This is a genomic window from Ferruginibacter profundus, from assembly GCF_054783275.1.
In genome coordinates this window covers 1,089,470-1,107,875 of sequence record NZ_BAAGQW010000002.1, presented here as the reverse complement: position 1 = coordinate 1,107,875, position 18,406 = coordinate 1,089,470, and the positions used below count along the sequence as shown (strand labels likewise).

General features: G+C 38.1%; 18 protein-coding genes. 3 read left to right on the top strand and 15 right to left on the bottom strand.

What is annotated here, in order from left to right; genetic code table 11:
* Position 1: 1 nt before the first annotated feature.
* The 15 genes from ACYVM0_RS14865 to ACYVM0_RS14795 all read right to left on the bottom strand — a co-directional run bounded on the left by ACYVM0_RS14865 (position 2) and on the right by ACYVM0_RS14795 (position 13,109).
* Complete coding sequence (locus ACYVM0_RS14865; protein WP_460558119.1) at positions 2-850, bottom strand: hypothetical protein; 849 nt, start codon at positions 848-850, stop codon at positions 2-4.
* The gene (locus ACYVM0_RS14860) at positions 847-2,061 is read right to left on the bottom strand and encodes a Pycsar system effector family protein (RefSeq protein WP_460558118.1); all 1,215 of its coding nucleotides are present in this window, start codon (positions 2,059-2,061) and stop codon (positions 847-849) included. Before ACYVM0_RS14860 ends, ACYVM0_RS14865 begins: the two co-directional genes overlap by 4 nt.
* Positions 2,058-2,339, bottom strand: a complete 282-nt coding sequence (locus ACYVM0_RS14855) for a hypothetical protein (RefSeq protein ID WP_460558117.1) — start codon at positions 2,337-2,339, stop codon at positions 2,058-2,060. Before ACYVM0_RS14855 ends, ACYVM0_RS14860 begins: the two co-directional genes overlap by 4 nt.
* Positions 2,340-2,402: 63 nt before the next feature.
* Positions 2,403-2,750, bottom strand: a complete 348-nt coding sequence (locus ACYVM0_RS14850) for a hypothetical protein (protein ID WP_460558116.1) — start codon at positions 2,748-2,750, stop codon at positions 2,403-2,405.
* A 353-nt stretch (positions 2,751-3,103) separates the two neighbouring features.
* On the bottom strand, positions 3,104-3,898 hold the full coding sequence (locus ACYVM0_RS14845; protein ID WP_460558115.1) for an SDR family NAD(P)-dependent oxidoreductase: 795 nt from the start codon (positions 3,896-3,898) through the stop codon (positions 3,104-3,106).
* Between the two features lie 116 nt (positions 3,899-4,014).
* Complete coding sequence (locus ACYVM0_RS14840) at positions 4,015-4,545, bottom strand: YceI family protein (protein WP_460558114.1); 531 nt, start codon at positions 4,543-4,545, stop codon at positions 4,015-4,017.
* 29 nt (positions 4,546-4,574) lie between these two features.
* The gene (locus ACYVM0_RS14835) at positions 4,575-5,954 is read right to left on the bottom strand and encodes an alginate export family protein (RefSeq protein WP_460558113.1); all 1,380 of its coding nucleotides are present in this window, start codon (positions 5,952-5,954) and stop codon (positions 4,575-4,577) included.
* A 2-nt stretch (positions 5,955-5,956) separates the two neighbouring features.
* A complete protein-coding gene (locus ACYVM0_RS14830) occupies positions 5,957-6,397 on the bottom strand; it encodes a DMT family transporter (protein WP_460558112.1) in 441 nt (146 codons plus the stop codon).
* Positions 6,397-6,828: a DoxX family protein gene (locus tag ACYVM0_RS14825; RefSeq protein WP_460558111.1), complete on the bottom strand. Its 432-nt coding sequence runs from the start codon at positions 6,826-6,828 to the stop codon at positions 6,397-6,399. The genes ACYVM0_RS14830 and ACYVM0_RS14825 overlap by 1 nt, the downstream gene beginning before the upstream one ends.
* A gap of 3 nt (positions 6,829-6,831) precedes the next feature.
* Positions 6,832-8,601, bottom strand: a complete 1,770-nt coding sequence (locus tag ACYVM0_RS14820; RefSeq protein ID WP_460558110.1) for an amidohydrolase — start codon at positions 8,599-8,601, stop codon at positions 6,832-6,834.
* A gap of 34 nt (positions 8,602-8,635) precedes the next feature.
* Positions 8,636-9,415 (bottom strand): alpha/beta hydrolase, encoded by a 780-nt coding sequence (locus ACYVM0_RS14815; RefSeq protein ID WP_460558109.1) that lies wholly within the window; start codon positions 9,413-9,415, stop codon positions 8,636-8,638.
* Between the two features lie 43 nt (positions 9,416-9,458).
* The gene (locus ACYVM0_RS14810; protein ID WP_460558108.1) at positions 9,459-10,157 is read right to left on the bottom strand and encodes a hydrolase; all 699 of its coding nucleotides are present in this window, start codon (positions 10,155-10,157) and stop codon (positions 9,459-9,461) included.
* A gap of 48 nt (positions 10,158-10,205) precedes the next feature.
* A complete protein-coding gene (locus ACYVM0_RS14805) occupies positions 10,206-11,231 on the bottom strand; it encodes an alpha/beta fold hydrolase (RefSeq protein WP_460558107.1) in 1,026 nt (341 codons plus the stop codon).
* Positions 11,232-11,285: 54 nt separating this feature from the next.
* Positions 11,286-12,293 (bottom strand): MBL fold metallo-hydrolase, encoded by a 1,008-nt coding sequence (locus tag ACYVM0_RS14800; RefSeq protein WP_460558106.1) that lies wholly within the window; start codon positions 12,291-12,293, stop codon positions 11,286-11,288.
* A 27-nt stretch (positions 12,294-12,320) separates the two neighbouring features.
* Positions 12,321-13,109, bottom strand: coding sequence for an alpha/beta hydrolase (locus ACYVM0_RS14795; protein WP_460558105.1), 789 nt, complete (start codon positions 13,107-13,109; stop codon positions 12,321-12,323).
* 275 nt (positions 13,110-13,384) lie between these two features.
* On the opposite strand from ACYVM0_RS14795, the gene ACYVM0_RS14790 reads away from it, so the two are divergent.
* From ACYVM0_RS14790 to ACYVM0_RS14780, 3 genes are all read left to right on the top strand, one after another.
* Positions 13,385-15,661: a tetratricopeptide repeat-containing sensor histidine kinase gene (locus ACYVM0_RS14790; protein WP_460558104.1), complete on the top strand. Its 2,277-nt coding sequence runs from the start codon at positions 13,385-13,387 to the stop codon at positions 15,659-15,661.
* Between the two features lie 2 nt (positions 15,662-15,663).
* Entirely contained in the window at positions 15,664-17,610 is a 1,947-nt protein-coding gene (locus ACYVM0_RS14785; protein ID WP_460558103.1) for a sigma 54-interacting transcriptional regulator, read from the top strand.
* A gap of 116 nt (positions 17,611-17,726) precedes the next feature.
* Positions 17,727-18,305: a Crp/Fnr family transcriptional regulator gene (locus ACYVM0_RS14780; RefSeq protein ID WP_460558102.1), complete on the top strand. Its 579-nt coding sequence runs from the start codon at positions 17,727-17,729 to the stop codon at positions 18,303-18,305.
* Positions 18,306-18,406: the final 101 nt, after the last annotated feature.

Below are 18,406 nucleotides of genomic sequence, written 5' to 3'. Positions count from 1 at the left end.
TTTAGTTTTTTAAATGTGAAAACAATAGTATAGTTCCGGCGCCATCTTTTCCTTCATTGGAAATCAATAAATCTCCCGCAGTAGAAAAGCAAATCCCTTCAGGTTGAGAAAATTCCTGCCCGGAAAGCGGTTGGACATTTATGATGTTTCCATCATAACTACATTGTATAAACAGCTTGGTATGTGTGCTGATACAATACCACTGCTGCACTGATTCATTGAATACAATCGCTGATGTATGAAAAGGAACTGGTAACTGGCTTGCACCTGGCGAAATGTAATCGGGTAAATTAAACAGCGGCTTGCTTACTGACCATTCAGAAGTGAGTTTCCATAACGGAAGATCGCCTGTTTCGTTTCGTTTTTTATTATGATAATATTTAGCAGCTATGTATAAAGTGTCTTTGCGATGACAGAGGCCTTCCAGTTCAAATGGAGGCGCAATGTTTAGAGTCACAGAACTTACTTCTGGCTGAAGCAAATAATTTTTAATAACCCAGATAACGCCTTTGGAATCTAAAACATATAGCGTGTCTTTTACTATGGTCAGATCTTCGAAATCTCCTTTATTTGCAAATTTTAGTTTTTTGTCAATTGTGCTGCTGTTAAGATTATAGAAATATACTTCACCCTTTTCATCTGCAATACAGGCAATAATACTGTCATCAACAGCAGCAATTCCACTTATCTCCTGTAAAGATTTGGGTAGTTCATATCGCTTTGATGGTGCCTGCAAATTGAAAGGAAAACTATTTGCAGATTTCTTTTCGCCTTTCTTACCACTTTCTTTTTGCAGGCAGGATTGAAGTGCAATAGAAAAAAATAAAAATATGGTAGTAAACTTCTTCATTTTACCACCGGGGCGCTTTGAATGGCAACTACAAAAGCAATTATTGACAATACCAGTCCTCCGATAAAAACCCAATAAGCCTGGGAGAGATACCTGAATTTGTTAGACAATACTTTTCGTACATTATAAGACTCTTTATAGATCTCCATATACACAATTTCCCTGGCTTCACTAAACAACCCGGTAAGCTGTTCAGCATACTCTTTCCAGGTAACATGCCTGAAACTCGGATCGATGAGATCAAAACTTCCAAAGAAAAAACGTTGGTAGCTCAATGGTTTTTCTTTGTCAAAAAAAATATTTTTCTGCGGCCGGCTGGCCAGTATAGAAAGCAGTATCGTTGTCATGCAGACAGACAGCAATAATACCGCAGGCCATAAAAGAAAAGAATACCTTTCAATTCTGCCCAATATGAATGCAAGCATAAATGAAATGATAATTGAATTGACGTTAATGAGTAATGATGCTTTTGCATCTGCTACAGATACCAGGTGATTGTAATTACGAAAAGCAATTTTAAAAAGATCCTCTGTTTCTTTATTGTTCAGAGTTAGTTCATTTTTTTCTTTAGGTTGATCGTCTGCAAGTTTTTTTTCTGTTACTTCAAGTTTATTAATTCTTTTTTCCAGCAAATGAAAATTCTTTTCTCTTTGACCGGAATAGTTTTCATTTGCGTAATCTGTATAATATTTTCTTTTAAGAAACTGGTCGAGATAGTATCTGAGGAAAAAAAGTTCGCTCTTATCGGTTTTGGTAAGCCTGTTTGATTCTTCTTTAAGCAGAATAATATTTTCTACAAAATTCGTTCTGGCCAGCCGGCTGTTGATGGCATCACAAACAACCTTTTGTAATTTAGTTTCCGCATACCTGTTTTTGTTGTAAGCCTGGATGGCATTTTCTAATACAACACGTTCCTGTTCGGGATAGTTAACACGGGAATAAAATTCATTCAATAATCTGCCAGACTTTGTTGCTGTTTCTAAACACAGTTCTGAAACAGCAGAAAAACTAAACCAGGCTGCAACAATGGAATTTTGATATTCCATATCCTTTAACTCCAATGATTTTGCAATATGCCTGGCTTCCTTAGCAATTTCGCTGAGAAATCCAAAGCTGAAAAATATATTCTCTGCCGAATTATTTTCATAGTACGATTTAAGAAATTGGCCAGCGGCCTTGTGATAAGATATTTTTTCTTGCAACATGCTCATTGTGCCTGGTTGATTATTGCTGTATTGATTTCCATTTCAACGTCTTCAGGTGATTTAACTATTTGCATCTCACTTTCAGGTACGGCAACCAGTGTATTATTCTTTGCCTTTTTCGGCAATAAGGTAATATAGTAATTGGTAACGCTGCCCATTTTACTTTCCAGGTACCGGATAATTTTCTTCTGTTTCTGTTTCTTCAAACCATCCAGGTGCACCATTGCAGCTGCAATTAACTTGTTGCTTAATTCTTTTCGTATTTGTTTTTTCTTATTTTTCATTTAATGAGTTTTATATTGTTATAAAAGTATTTTCAGTAGTGTTATTTGTTTAGCGGAATATTTTCAACAGCTGACTAATGTTTTGGGAATTTTAAACTCCGAATAAGTCAGCATGTCTTTCAGTTTTTTTAGAATCACCGGAGGTATCTTTAAAACATTACTGGTATAATGCCTGATTAGTATACCTTTTGCACTGTGGCAGGGAGCGATAATCCCCAATATGATTATGCCGTTTTGTTTTTGTGACCCTTCGATAAAATGATAGCATTCTGTGATAAAAAAATCTCCGGCACGAACCAATATTTTTTTCTGCACCCAAAGCAAATCATTACCTGAAATATGGAAATCATAATTATAACCGTTTTGGTGTAACCCAAAAATCGCATCCTGTTTAGTTAAATAAATTTTCATAACCTTTATTTTGTATGTAGTGCACAGTCTGAAACGACTTTTATCGTTTTAAACTGGCTTATGCAACAAATTTGATAAAGTTGGTTCTCCAGGGCAATTGACAAATCACTGCAATTGTTGTACAAATCGTATTTTATTATAACCAATGTCCGGCGCCGGCTTTTTAAAGTGTTAGTTGTTATTTTAAATATTCATTTAAACAAGTGAGAGATTAAAATACCGGGTAGCCTGAAATTAACTACCGGCATATTGTTTAGTAACGATGGCAAATTCTCTATTTTTATTTAGTTCCTTTAAAAGCCAGGCTGCTATGCATTTTAAGCTATTTGTGATGTATAGCTTTATTGCCGGCATTACAGGATTGATTTGATCAGTCCGCCTTCTACCCGAATGGAAGCGCCATTGGTTGCTGACGCCAGTGGGCTTGAAAAGTAAACAGTAGTATCGGCAATTTCTTCTACATTGGCAAAACGTTGTAATAAAGAAGTTGGACGTATGTGTTTAAAAAATTCTTCTTCAACCTCATGTATATTTTTGTTGCCTGATTTTGCCAGGTCTTCCAGGAATACACCAACACCTTTTGATTTTGTCGGCCCCGGTAAGATCGCATTTACAGTTACATTAGTTCCTTTTGTTAGTTCTGCCAGGCCTCTGCTAACTGCAATTTGTGCAGTCTTTGTCATGCCATAGTGAATCATTTCTGCAGGGATAAATACTGCCGATTCGCTTGCAATAAATATAATACGACCCCAATTCTTCGCTATCATTTTAGGGAAGCAATGCCGGGATAATCGAATGCCACTCATAACATTAACCTCAAAAAATTTAAACCAATCTTCGTCTTCAATTTGCGCAAAGGGCTTCGGTTCAAAAATGCCTGCATTATTTACCAGGATGTCAATTTCGGGTAAACCGGTAATTAAGTCATTGACTTCATCCACCTTTGAAAAATCTGCAGCAATACCAGATACATCGGCATTTACTATTGATGACTTTAATTGACCTGTTGCTTTATCCACACTTTCTTTTGTTCTTCCATTAATAATAACCTTTGCTCCTTCCTGCAGAAATCTTTGTGCAATTGCGAATCCAATCCCTGCAGTTGAACCACTTATAAATACCATTTTATTTTTCAGTTGTAAGTCCATTTTTTATTTTTTTTAGTGCAATAATTTTTAAAAATTCCAGATAAAATGATACTACATGCCGCAGTATCTGCAAAGCCGGCAACGAAAAATATTCTGCGCAACAATACAGCTGCCTGCTATTTTTTGATTAACTGAATCTCTCCATAAAATTTAACTTCATCACTCACTACAACATTTCCGGCTTCTGTTAGTGCACCCCAGGTTAAACCAAATTCCTTACGATTAATTTTCACCTGAACAGTAAAACCGGCTTTCGTTTGCCCGTAGGGATCAATTACTATACCTCCGAATTCGATATTCACCACCACAGGTTTTGCAATACCACGAATGGAAAGATTACCGGTAAGTTTCCCTTCTTTGTCAGAGCCTGCATAAGCCGACCCTTTAAATACTATTGTGCTGTAGATTTCGCTATCAAAAAAATCAGCGGATTTCAGGTGAGTATCCCTTTGCTCATTATTTGTATCAACAGAATCCGTATCGATTGTAAAGATTATATCCTGCATCGTTGTAAAATCATCATTGTCAGTTATTGCCTCCAGACTAAACTTTCTAAAATGCCCCGTAACTGTACTTATCATCAGATGCTTTACTTTAAATTGAATTTCGCTGTGTGTCGGATCAATTGTCCATTTGTTTTTTGACATCTTTTTAATTTATTTGTGTGAAAGGTTGATTAAAATTTAAGCTGTGCTGTGAATCCGGTAAACAGAATATCCTTACCAGGACTGGCTATTTTTAAATAGGAACCGGATTTAAACCAGGTAAACTCTGCCCTGAAATACAAAAACTTACCAGGCGTATACGTTAGTTCTGTTGCATATTGCTGACCAATGAATTTGCTGTTGATATTTCTGCCTGTATAGATCAGCGCTGTACTTGGGGCATAAATACCATCATTGCAACTGTATCGCCAAAAAGCATCGTAATCAATCGTAAGCTCTATTTGTTTAGATAAGTCAAAGGACACAGAAGGGTGAATATCCTGGAGGTTAGATGGCCCAATGAGTGCCGCTAACCCAAAATAAGCGCCTCGTGGAAATAAGGGATTGAAGGAATTTAATTTATTGTCATCGTAATTTTTATCCCCGGTAATCAGTTCTGTTTTCAAACCTATTTGGGGCTTTAATTTCAACGAGTTAAAACTGTACGAGGTATTGGAAGATATCGTCCATGCAGAAATATTTTTTGATGCGAATTTTCCGAACTGGTATAGTCCTTCAAAATCATATTGCCAGTTGCCTGTTTTTTTCCAGATCCGTGATCCGATGGAGTGCCGTACTTCCTTTCCTTTTCCATCATCAAAAGTTGTTACAGCTTTAGACAAACCTAAATAATAGAAATCTGCATTTTGAAGAACCGGAATTTTATTTACCGCTATGTAAGTACCCCAGAATTTGGTAGTTTTATTAAACCCGTCATCAAAAATATTTTGTTTGGAAAGAACATAATGCGAAAAGAAAATATCTGCTTTAAAATGATTGTTGGTGTACATCAATTTTGCTGCATCAAAAGACTGCCTGTTATTAGGCCCATCTCTTACCGCCACTAATCTTTGCGACCCATATAATAATTCCTGCCGGCCAAAACGCAGCAGTAATTTTTGCTTCATTGAAACAACAGGTAGCACTATATCGATAAATGCCTGGTGAAGATCCAATTGATTCTCATCTACTCCGGAAGGTTTATTTATTTTACCATTAGCTAAACTACTTTGTAATTGCAGGAAAAACCTGGTATATTTTCCTGAATGAAAATCAGCGTGGGCAAGGTAACGGGTTAAAATATAGCCATCTTTATCCTTTGGCGTTCCACCCCAATTTTCATTCTTAAAATAAAAATACTGGTACCTTATTTCCCCACCCAAACTGATATACGTTTCACCATTTACAGAGAGTGGATTGTATTTTGCTTTTTTATACCAATTAAGACTGCTGTCTTTTTTTAGAATGGAATAGTCTTCATCATATCTCAACGGTTTGAAAGCTGGCAGCGTTTGGGCATAGGAACAAACCTGGTAAAAGTGTATTATCAGTATAAAAAATATTTTTTTCATGATTAGAATTTTCTGATGATGACTACGCCTGTTATTATTAACACAACGCCCAGCAACTTCCATACAGTAACAGTGTGCTGTTGTGCAACAAGGATATTAAAATGATCAAGCAAGACCGACATGGTCATCTGGCCTGCTACAACAATTCCAAAGGTCATTGCCGGCCCTATTTTTGGGAATGTTAAAATGATGGCCGTAACGTAAAATGCCCCCATTACGCCTGCCAGCAAAACATAGGCAGGAGCGTTTCGGAACCCTGACCAATACACCTGTTGCTTTGTAAGAATACTGTACAGTAAAACCGTAACTGCCCCCACAATGAAAGAAATTAGCGATGCATGCACCGGGCTTTCAATAGCTTTCCCCATCCGGGAATTCAGCCCGGCCTGTATCGGGAGAAATGCACCCGATACTAACGCTATAATAATCCAGGTGATTTTCATTATACTATTTTTTTAGAGATGTAATTATCAATGGAATATTTTCCGGGCCCCAGTACCAGTATGAATAAAAAAATAACACTATAAATAAATGGAGTATCTCTTATCAAAACCGGGTCATTCCAATGCAAGACAAAATAGCCGGTGAGGGTAACCGCAAGCGTTGGTAATGTGGCCAGCCTGGTACATAATCCTATCAATACCAGAAAGGGAAAGAAAATATTTGCAGACACTGCAAAAGCATAATTAAAAGTTTCAGGCAAATGCAATGGGTTGGGCACTTTTTCTGCTTCTGCAACACCAATACCTAATTTTTTAAACCCATGTACAAAAATCATTTCCAGGCTAACAGCGATGCGAAAAAATAACATGGTAGTATTAAAAAGGAAGTATGTTACAGACGGATCAACTAAACGGGCGAAAATCTTTTTCATAAATTAATTGTTTTGATACCCACCATAAAATTTTACAGGGCTCCATGATGGAATAACTGCAGGCATTTCGGGCGCCAGGTTTTGATAGGCCCCTTCTGCATACACTACTTTTCCATTTACAATGGTGAGTAATGAATGAATATCCCTTATATCATCAACAGGTACAGAAAAATAATCCTTGTTAAGGATCGCCACATCTGCATACTGCCCTTTTTCAATTTTGCCTTTTACTTTTTCTTCGCCACTAAACCAGGCACTACCGCTGGTGTATAACTGCAGCGCTTCAAATCTTGATAAAACATCTTTAACAGGCCAGAACTGGTAACCACCCATTGTTTTACCTGTTAGTGCCCAATGTAAACTCATCCAGGGGTTAAAGGTTGATATCCTGGTAGCATCGGTGCCAAGCCCTACCGGAATTCCCATGTTTATCATTTTGCGAATGGGTGGTAGCTGATGATCCGGCTCCCCATACATTTTTTTGTACAACTCACCCTGGTAGTACATTCTAAACTGCACGGCAATGCCACCACCCAGTTTTTTTACTCTTTGTAATTCGCTATCAGTAATGGTTTCCGCATGATCAAAAAACCAACGCAGGCCATTGAAAGGAATTTCCCGGTTTACTTTTTCAAATATGTCCAGCATTCTTTCTATCGATTCGCCATACGTGGCATGCAAACGAAAAGGCCAGTGATTTTTTACCAGTAAACGGATGATAGGTTCAAGGTCAGCTTCCATATCTTTTGATAGTTCTATCCTGGGTTCTAAAAAATTTTCAAAATCTGCTGCGCTGGCAACTAAGTTTTCTCCGGCTCCTTCAGCCATATAGCCGTTTGCAACAAACATGTTATCATTCTTATGGAGTTGTGTTGTCTTCACCCATTTTTCATAATCCAGGTATTCCCTGCCTTTTACCTGTGCAAATAAATAATAGGAAGTGCGGAGCGTTAGTTTTCCCTGCCTTGCCAGCTCTGATGCAATGCCATAATCTTCAGGATAATTTTGTCCGCCGCCGGCAGCATCGATAGCACTCGTTAATCCAAACCTGTTTAGTTCATGATAATATTGCTGTGTTGAATTCAATCTTTCTTCATGATTAAGCACCGTGGTTAGAGCCAGTGTGGTATAAATTGCTTTAGGAGTTAGCTTGGCATATAACATTCCTGTCGGGTTTCCCTGCGCATCCAGTTCTACCAGGCTTCCATCATACTTTGTATCCTTATTATATTTCAACACTTCAATTCCTTTTTTATTCAGAAATGCCTTGCCATACAGGTAGGTAATAAAAACAGGCTTATCAGGAACCGCTTCATTGATCTCTTCAAGTGTAGGTTGTCTTTTTTCCTCAAACTGGTATTCGTTCCACCCTCCAATCACTTTTATCCATACTCCATCCGGTGTACGTGCAGCCTGCTCTTTCAGCATTTCCATTGCACGTTTTAATGTCTTTACACCATCCCATCGTAACTCTGCATTATAGTGTAATCCTTCCCGTATTATATGGATATGACTGTCATTTAAACCAGGCACCACAGTTTTGCCACCGGCATCAATTAATTGTGTTCCGGTATTTTTATAAGCAGCTAATATTTTTTTTGAGTTGCCCACTGCAAGTATTATCCCGTCTTTAATGGCAACAGCCTGCTTAAATTCTCCCGGCTTTGTCATCGTTGCTATTCTGGCATTGTAAATGATAATAGCTGCATTTTTTTGTGCGGATAATTTTATTACAATTACAGTAAGAAATAATAAGGAAAATAATTTTTTCATCACCTGGAGTTTTTTATTTTAAATATAATATGCGCTATTTAGCGGCTGCCATTGCTGCGGCTTCAATTACATCTGCAACTGCTTTTGCTTTAGACATAAATATTACGTGGCTTCCTTTGATCTCGGTAACTGTTGAGCCTGCTCTTTTGTACATCGTACGTTCAATTAAAGGGTTTATACTTTTATCTTCAGTTGCTACAATAGCGTAGGAAGGTTTTGTTTTCCATGCGGCCTGTGTGAGTGGCGTTAAAAAACACTTTACAGCAATTGGTCCCTGTGAGGCATACATAAATTCCGTTTTTTCTTTACTAAGATCAGCTGCAAAGCCAGCATGATATTTAGCTTTATCATACCATACAAAACCTTTTTCATCCGGCGGAAGAATGCCATTTTCAGCGGCAGGCGGTGCCGTTTTAATAAGGTCAAGTGCAGACTCGCCTGCTTCGGGAACAAAAGCTGCCACATAAACCAGGCTTTTTACCTTGGCATGAACGCCAGCCTGTGTTATTACTGCTCCGCCCCATGAATGGCCAACTAATACTACGGGGCCATCCTGCCTGTCTAATATTCTTTCAGTAGCGGCAACATCATCTTCTAAAGAAGTTAATGGGTTTTGAACCATAGTAACATTGTAGCCACGTTCGTGAAGTATCCTGAATACATTTTCCCAGCCCGATCCGTCAGCAAAGGCGCCATGAACAATTACAATGTTTTTTGTTCCGGTAGCAGGTTGTGCAAATACCGTTGTAATTACAGTAAACAAAACTATTAGTGTGTATAGCACTGGTTTGTGCAGGTTTATTTTATTTTTCATGTTATGTTTTTTTTAATGATGAGCAAATATTTATTTCATCGCATTAGTGCTTCAGCATATCATGCGCATATTGTGCACCTATGCCATAAGCGCCGCCATATTTTATAACCAATGCTATTACTGCATTATACGTTGACTGGCGTGCCCAGTCTCTTTGCAACTCCAGTAAATATTGCAGTGCTGTCATTGGTTTTGCGCCTGCCTGAATCATGCGTTTAACTGCCATATCGTGGGCTTCCACACTTACATCTCCGCAGGCATCAGTAATTACATACACTTCATATCCTTCAGCAATGGCTGATAGTGCTGGCCCAACTATACACACACTGGTCCATAGGCCTGCAAACACAATTTTCTTTTTCCCTTTTGCAGTGATAGCTTTATAAGCATTTACATCTTCCCAGGTATTCATACTGCTTCTGTCAATATAATTTGAGGTAGCCTGCGGATAAAATGATTCCAGCTCGGGGAAAACCGGGCCGCTGAACGATTTTTCTGCCACTGTAGTTACTACGGTAGGTATATTGAAAATTTTTGAAGCCCCTGCTATCAGTGCGGTATTATTTCTTAATTCGATGATACTGCTGTTCTTTGCTGCAAAAGCCATCTGGCTTTCGAAGTCGATAAGCACCAGTTCATGATTAGCAGGATTTAATAATTCTGTTGAAGGCTTTTGTGCAATAGTTTTTATTGCAATAGTGATGATAAATAAAGTCATAATTGACCTGGTCATCTTTTTCATAATTTTAAAATTGTCAGGTTAAGAAATTTATATTGATAAGCTGTCTATTTAATTGTTCACAAAAAAATCTATCAGCCCTTTTTGTACCTGTGCAGTTTGCTCCTGAACTATCCAATGCCCCGACCCTGCAATTTTAAATTCAGAAACATTATCAGCAACAAGCTTGCAATGAGTTGCTAAAAATGGTGCGCTGAAGTGTTCACCACCCATGGCAAGCAGCGGCATGGTTAATTTCTTTTTCATGAATTCATGGTTATCCTTTACATCCTGTGCAAATTCACCAAACCAATGAAAGCAACCGGTGGTGGCACCTTTAGTGGCAAATGCCCTTATAAATTCATCGCTCTCTTCTTTTGTAAAAGGCTCTTTTACAAATCCAACCTGTGGCCAGAAGTCAGTTAAGAATTCTCTTTCATGCCCTGCAACGATATTACCTGCAACAGGTCTTGCAAAAAAACCAAAATGCCATACCGTTGTGGAGATCTGTTGCCATACCGGTTCCACGCCAGGTATCAATGCATCAAGCAGGGCCATTTTTTTTACTTCGACGCCAAATTGCGCCGCATAGGCATAAGCCACCATTAAACCAATATCATGACCAACAAGATTTATGCTTTTATAGCCTAGACTTTTTACCAGTTCATGTATATCTGTGGCCATTGTTTTTTTATCATACCCACCGGAAGGCTTGTCCGATTCACCGGATCCACGCAGATCAGGAGCTATCACCGTAAAATGTTTAGATAACTCCGGCAGCAGACGGTTCCACATAAACCAGTTTTGCCCAAAGCCATGTATCAATACTAAAGGCTCGCCTTCGCCACCAATAACGTAATGGATATTGATTCCATTTACAGTAGCAGTTTGATGTTTAAAATTCGATGGTGGTGCAGCCGGCTGAGTTGATACTTGTGCAACACCTTCAGTTGCAGCTGCATTTTCTTTACTTGCAGCCATTGTTTTATCTGTGTTATTACAGGATGCCATAAAAAATAATGAAAGGGATAATAAAAAAAGTGACTGTAATTTGCTCTTGATGGCTTTGTTACCGAAATGATTTGTAATAGTGTTCATAATATTATTTTTAAGTGTTTAGATATGTATTTTTAATTGACCCGGGGCTGATGGTTATTTTGATTTGTTCGCTTTGATATCTTTATAGGCATTAGGGATGTTAAAATTGAAATGAAGCCAGTTGAATAAAACGTAACCTTTATCAAATTCTTTCATTTTTACCGTTTGAATCGTTTGCTCCAGTGTCAACCCGTTGGATACAGCTTCTTCCACATTTTTTTTCAGTGCTTCCACATAATCTATGGTAAACTTTATCCCTGCTTTGTTGGTAATTCGTCCATGACCGGGAATTACAATGGCATCAGCAGGTAAAAAATCATACATCTTTTTTAAATTTTCGGAGGGCTCTAAAAAATAGCCGTCAAATAACCAGGGGATGGCCGGGCTTTCTGCAATAAAAGGATTGCCTGCCCAAAAAACTTTTAAAGAGGGTAGCCAGATAAAAAGATCGGCAGGCGATTGTGCGGTACCGGTATTAATGAATTCCACTACCTTTCCGTTACCCAGGTCAATTTTGAGATTGTTATTTTTCGGTATCACAATATCTGCGGGCCTGTAGGTCGAAACTTCTATTCCCCTGTCTTTGCCAAACAGTTTTATCATGAACTGCTTGATGTATTCGTAATTCTTGGCAAGATTTTCTTTTGCATATTCATTCTGAATAATAACTGTTGATGGCGGCAATAAATAATTTGAAAAGCAATGGTCTCCATGGTCGCTGGTATTCACCGCATAGATAATTGGCTTATTGGTTACCGAGCGTATCAATTTTATTTCCTGGTCATAGAGCCTTTTCGATAACATTACTTCAATGAGCAACACGCCTTTTTCACCAACAATAAATCCTCCTGTTGTAGCCTGGGGAATTCCTTTTGTTGTTTCTGCTGCTGCAGAGGCAGGAATTATTGCATAAACATCAGTTGCAATTTTATTCAGCTGCAGTTCTACTTCATTCGCATCCCAGATTGGGATATGGGGAGGTAAAGAGTTTTGTGCCAATGCCGTATTACTGAATACCAGCATAAACAAAATACCGGTTAGTATTGATTGTATATTTTTCATTTCGATGATTTTAGCAGGTGATGGTATTTAGAATTTTAATTGTGTTTGTATCCAGTTCAGTATATAATCTGCATCCTCTTTCCACGTTGGTTGCCCCAGTATAAAATGATTTCGTCCTTCAAATTCTTTGTAATCAGTAACTGAATTACTATTCCGGTACTTCTTATAATTTGAATAATTAAGTGATGCAGGTATGGTATGATCTGTACTGCCGGAAGTGAGCAGCAGAGGCGCATGCGCAGTATTAAAATTTATTTTTGCTGCGCTGGTGATTGTGTCTCTTACGATCAGTTTTGATTCAGGTATTGCAAATCGGTAGTATGATTCTTTTTGCTCCTCACAGGGCATACCGTTTGTAAAAGCATACTGCCACTGCCTGAACGACATCAGGAAAGATTTTTTAGTAGAAGTAAAAAATCCAAGTGGTCCCCAGCCGGCTTTTAAAAAAGAAAATTTAAAAGTGATTATTCCCTGTGGTGGAACGGAGTGAATGGCAACACCACACGCAGCAAGCCCACGTTGCAATAAAAGTTGCACGATCAATCCCCCGATGGAATGTCCGATAAGGATAGGTTTTTCTGTTAAAGCCTGTGCGATCCTTGCATAATAGTCGGTAAGCGCTGCTAGCCTGTTGGAAGCAATACCAGCATCCGGGTGACAGTTCCTTAATTCTTCCGGTGACGCACCTTTATGGGGCCATGCAGGTGCCATTGTGTTGTAGCCTTTGCCTTCGAAGTATTTTCTCCATTCATCCCAGCAATTATTACCAACAAATGCACCGGTAATAAATAAAATTGATTTTTTAGAAGTGCTCATTTTTTTACAATTGGTTTACTACACAGTAACCAAGTAAGTGCCAACAATGCAAAAGTTTGTAAACCAACGTTTTTTAAATTGGGGCAAGAATAGTGACCACTGTATTTCGTGGAAACCCGGTAAATACTACGAAACTTAAGAGTTGTTTTTATAGCAGCGAGAAGCAGGAACTAATGAAAGCTTGTGAGGCAGCGGGTTTTGCAATTTTTATGAAATAAGGTAAGGATTTTGATAGATTATGGAGTAATTTGTTTTCACAACGCCACATAAAAGTTATGTTTCCCAAACTGGTTTTAGCTTATATATTTAGTATCAGTATAACATTGTGTTTTGGTCAATTACCAAAGATCGAAACAAAGGAAGATGCATTAAAAGCATTGAAACAAAATTTATCTGATAGCAACCGCCAATTCATCTACAATTTTTTAGGCGTGTTTTACATGAGTAATACCAGCCATGACAAAAGTTTGATCGATAGTGCCTTTTATTGCCTGCGAAAGGCCGTTTACTTAGGGGATTCAATAAACCGGGATAATAAGGATATCACCAACGAAAGTCTTTCCCTGCTGGCAAAGGCATACCTGTGGAGCGGTAATGCATCAGCAGCAAAACGAATTTTCCTGCAGGTAATATCCAACTACCATACCAGGCATCAAAAAATAAATGAAGCCAAAGCATGGCGTAGAATGGGAAAAGAATTTTGGTACAGCGATATCCGGTATCTGGAGATAACAAATTATTTTGACAGCGCTATCGTTCTTTTTAACCAGCAAAAACTTACAATAGAAAGTGCACAGGCAATGTTTGACAAGATGAATTTTTTTTCAACTATTGGTAACAATGTTGCAGCGGAGGAAGTATTGCAGCAATTAATTAAGCTGGCTAAAGCCGATCACTTTGAAAACTTCTCTCATATTTACGCTTTGCTGGCAAGGCAGAACAGGTACACCGGTAATTTAAATAAAGCCCTTGAATATGCCTTGGAAGCGATAAATCATATTGATTACCTTAAGGACAAGTCGGGAGTGGCAAATTTTTATGGTGAACTTGCCGAGATATATGAAGAGCTTGGGGAAACCGGCCAGAGTATTACATGGTATAAAAAATGTATTGCAGAAAGGGAGCGCAACGGAACTTCATTATATGTTATTTACAGAACTGTATCCCTGATGGTAGTACAAATGATAAAGGCAAAAGAAGAAAATGAAGCTCTTGCATTGCTGCGGCAACTACTTAAAGATAAACCACCTGTTACGCATGCCGAAAAAGCAATATTGGCGCAGAGTTTTGCATACTGTTATTCAGCACTAAAAGAATATAAACTAGCTGAACCAAAATTTCTTGAAATGATCAATGAATATGACCAGGGAGAAATTCAGCAGGAGATTCTTTTTCTGGCCCATTATGATATTACAAAATTCTACGTTGATATTAATCAATACACAAAGGCCCGGTTTTATCTGGACAAGATACCGTCGGTGGGAGCATCAATCCGGCAAAATAAAGATCTCTATCTGCTGATGTTTAAAATTGATTCCGCAAACGGAAAACTGGCCTCCGCTATAAATTATTATCAAAAATATAAAGCGCTCAATGATACCATATTTAATGAGGCAAAAAGCAAGCAAGTGAATGAGCTGATGATTAAGTATGAATCAGAAAAAAAAGACAATAATATTAAAACCCTTGAAAAAGAATCCGTAGCTCAACATGAAAGACTGGTACAGGCGAACCAAACCCGTAACTGGATACTGGGTGTTGCCATATTACTTTTCATTATTACCGGCTTATTTATCAATAATTCACGTATCAGGCAACAAGCCAATAAAAAATTGCAACTGCAACAAAAAGAAATTCAGGGCAAAAATAAATCGCTGCAGCACCTTTTAAAAGAGAAAGACTGGCTGGTAAAAGAAATTCATCACAGAGTAAAAAATAATCTTCACACCATCATTGGCTTATTGCATACCCAATCTGGTTTTCTAAAATCAGAAGAAGCTTTACTCGCCATCAATGATAGCCAACACCGTATTCAGACAATGTCACTTATTCATGAAAAATTATTTCAAAGCGCAGATCTGTCGACAATTGAAATGTCAGGATATATTTACGAATTGGTGGACTATTTGAAACATTCTTTTGATACAGGGCAAAACATTCAGTTTAAACTGGATACCGAAGAACTGGAACTTAAACTTTCCCATGCCTTGCCGCTTGGGTTGATTCTTAATGAAGCTATCACAAATGCTATTAAGTATGCGTTTCCTGCAAACAGGAGTGGCGTTATAACGGTTTCTTTTAAAAACATAGCGGGGCTGCAATACCTGCTTACCATTGCCGATAACGGAATAGGATTGCCGGAAGGTTTTGATTTTAAAAAAAGCAGCAGCATGGGCATGAACCTTATGGAAGGATTGAGCGAAGATATACAAGGCAATTTTTCCATTAAAAATAATAATGGCACAGCAATAAATATTCTATTTTTATACGACCCGTCCATTGCTGACGAGAAGGTGATTCAGCAAGACGGTAGTTCACCAGAAACTATTTGACTATGAAAAAGACTGTTCTGATAGTAGAGGACCAGTTTGTAGAAGCAAATTATCTACGCTCCATGCTGGAAAAAGCAGGTTATACAGTTACCGGCATAGCCCGCTCGGTATCTATGGCAAAAGAACTGATTGACAAAGAAAGACCAGGCCTGGTGCTGTTGGATATTTTCCTTTCGGGAAAACTTACCGGAGTTGATCTGGCGAAAGAATTAAAAGAGGAAAATATTGCTTTTATTTATTTATCTGCAAATTCAAATGAAGATGTATTAACTGCTGCTAAAGCTACGCAACCGTATGGTTTTTTAGTTAAGCCATTCAGAGAAAAAGACCTGTTGATCACTTTAGAAATTGCACAATACCGGCACGAGCAAAGCCAGGACACAAAATGGCGTATGGAAATACAAACGCAGAAAGAGTTGAACAGCATTCAAAAAATGGAAGGAAGCTGGATACAGAAATTAAAAACAACTGCTAAAGCATTACAACATTATGTGCCTTTTGATGTGCTTGCAGTAAAGTTCAGGCAATTGGAACATAATCATTTTGCCGGGTTTGCCTTTGTTCGTATTGGCTTTGAAGAATACCAGTCCATAGGAATACCGGAGCTATCTGTAATTACAGGATTAACTGCAGCTGAAATAAAACTATTGTTGCAACAAACAAAAGATGATGAATCTGCAGGATATTATAATGGGGAGGATTTTAAAAGTCTGGCATTAATTCATCCGATGAAAAAATTATTCGCCAAACAATTTGATTTAGCATCTAATTTGGTGTTCCCGTCTTTATCTTCCGGTAATAATATTTTTACATTGAGTTTTTTCAGGAAAATACCGGAAGGATATACTTCTGAAAAACTGGATTGGCTTTTCAGGTTTCAACAATCTCTGGCAGAGATTATGAATAGTGTTTCTGCCGAAGAGAAAGATCACATTTTTGCAACCATTGAAACGCCTAACCTTGCCTTAAAAGAAAAGGCTGTTAATAATCAACTCAACTTCGACAATATTATAGGCACAAGTTCTTCGCTGCTGCATGTAATGGATCTAATTAACCAGGTAGCTGCATCAGATACTTCGGTTTTGATATTGGGAGAAAGCGGTACCGGCAAGGAAAAGATTGCCGATTGCATACATAACCGTTCGCCACGCAAGGGCAGGCCTTTTATTAAGGTTAACTGTGCAGCACTTCCGTCTACATTAATTGAATCTGAATTATTTGGACATGAAAAAGGAGCATTTACAGGTGCTACCGATAAAAAAATAGGCAAATTTGAGCAAGCCAATAATGGCACTATATTTTTAGATGAAGTGGGAGAGTTGCCTTTAGATCTGCAGGTAAAGCTACTGCGGGTATTACAGGAAAAAGAAATAGAAAGAGTGGGGGCAGTAGCTACGATTAAACTAAACATCCGAATTATTGCAGCCACCAACCGCAATTTGGAAAAAGAAGTAGCTGCAGGTAAATTTCGTTTAGACCTTTATTACCGGCTCAATATTTTTCCTATACTACTACCACCTTTACGGGAACGGAGAGACGATATACCTGCACTGACCGCTTATTTTATTGACCATTTCAACCGCAAGTCGGGAAAGAAGATCACCGGCATCGCAGATAAAGTGGCAAAAAAGATGGCAACCTATAACTGGCCGGGTAATATCAGGGAGCTGGAACATTTAATAGAGCGAAGTGTTCTGTTATCAAAGGGAACTTTGATTGAAGATATCAGTTTACCGGAATTTAATCCAAAAGAAACAGATGCACTTACCAAAGAAAACCGGATAAAAACGATGGAAGAAAATGAAAGGGATCATATCCTGGCCGTACTAAAACAATGTAAAGGAAAGATCTGGGGACCGGGCGCAGCAGCAGAAATACTCAAAATACCCCCGACAACCCTGAAATCGAAAATGGACAAACTGGGGATTAAAAAAGTATTTATGGAATAAGTAGTATTAAAAAAACTGATCAGTTAAGTATAACTGAATTTATTTAACTGAAAGATAGTCGAAGTGTGTAAAACAGGCAAAGAGTAAGAATGCCATTTAATCTTTAAATTTACCGCATGTTTAACAGCATCAACAAACAGGTATTAAAACTCATCGATCTTTCAGAGGAAGAAATTGCGATTTTTAATTCGTTGCTGGAATTTAAAAAAGTACCCAAAAAAACCATGCTGCTGCATGAGGGTGATATTTGCAATTTTGAAGCATTCATCAATAAAGGTTGTATCCGCAATTATTACATAGATGAAAATGGCTTTGAAGTAATATTGCAATTTGCGATAGAAGACTGGTGGGTGAGTGATATTGCCAGTTTTCATAACCATACCCCCAGTAATATGTTTATTGAAACACTGGAAGACTGCGAATTATTGGTCTTATCACCACAAACAAAAGAACAACTTTTGAAGGCGGTGCCTAAATTAGAAAGGATGTTCCGCCTGATGGTACAAAAAAACCTTTCTGTTTTACAAAAGCGCTTTTTAAACACGATAACTACATCTGCGCAGGAAAAATACCTGGATTTTATTGAACGTTACCCTACTATTCCACAGCGTGTAGCGCAACATTATATTGCTTCCTATCTCGGCATTTCAGCAGAATTTCTCAGCAAAGTGAGAACAAAACTCTCCAAAAAATAACAGCTTCTTTTTTCATTTCTTGTCCTGGTTCAATGTTTTGGCCCTCCCGCCAATAGCATCTTTGTATGGCAAACATTGAGACGGCGTAAGACATTATCAAT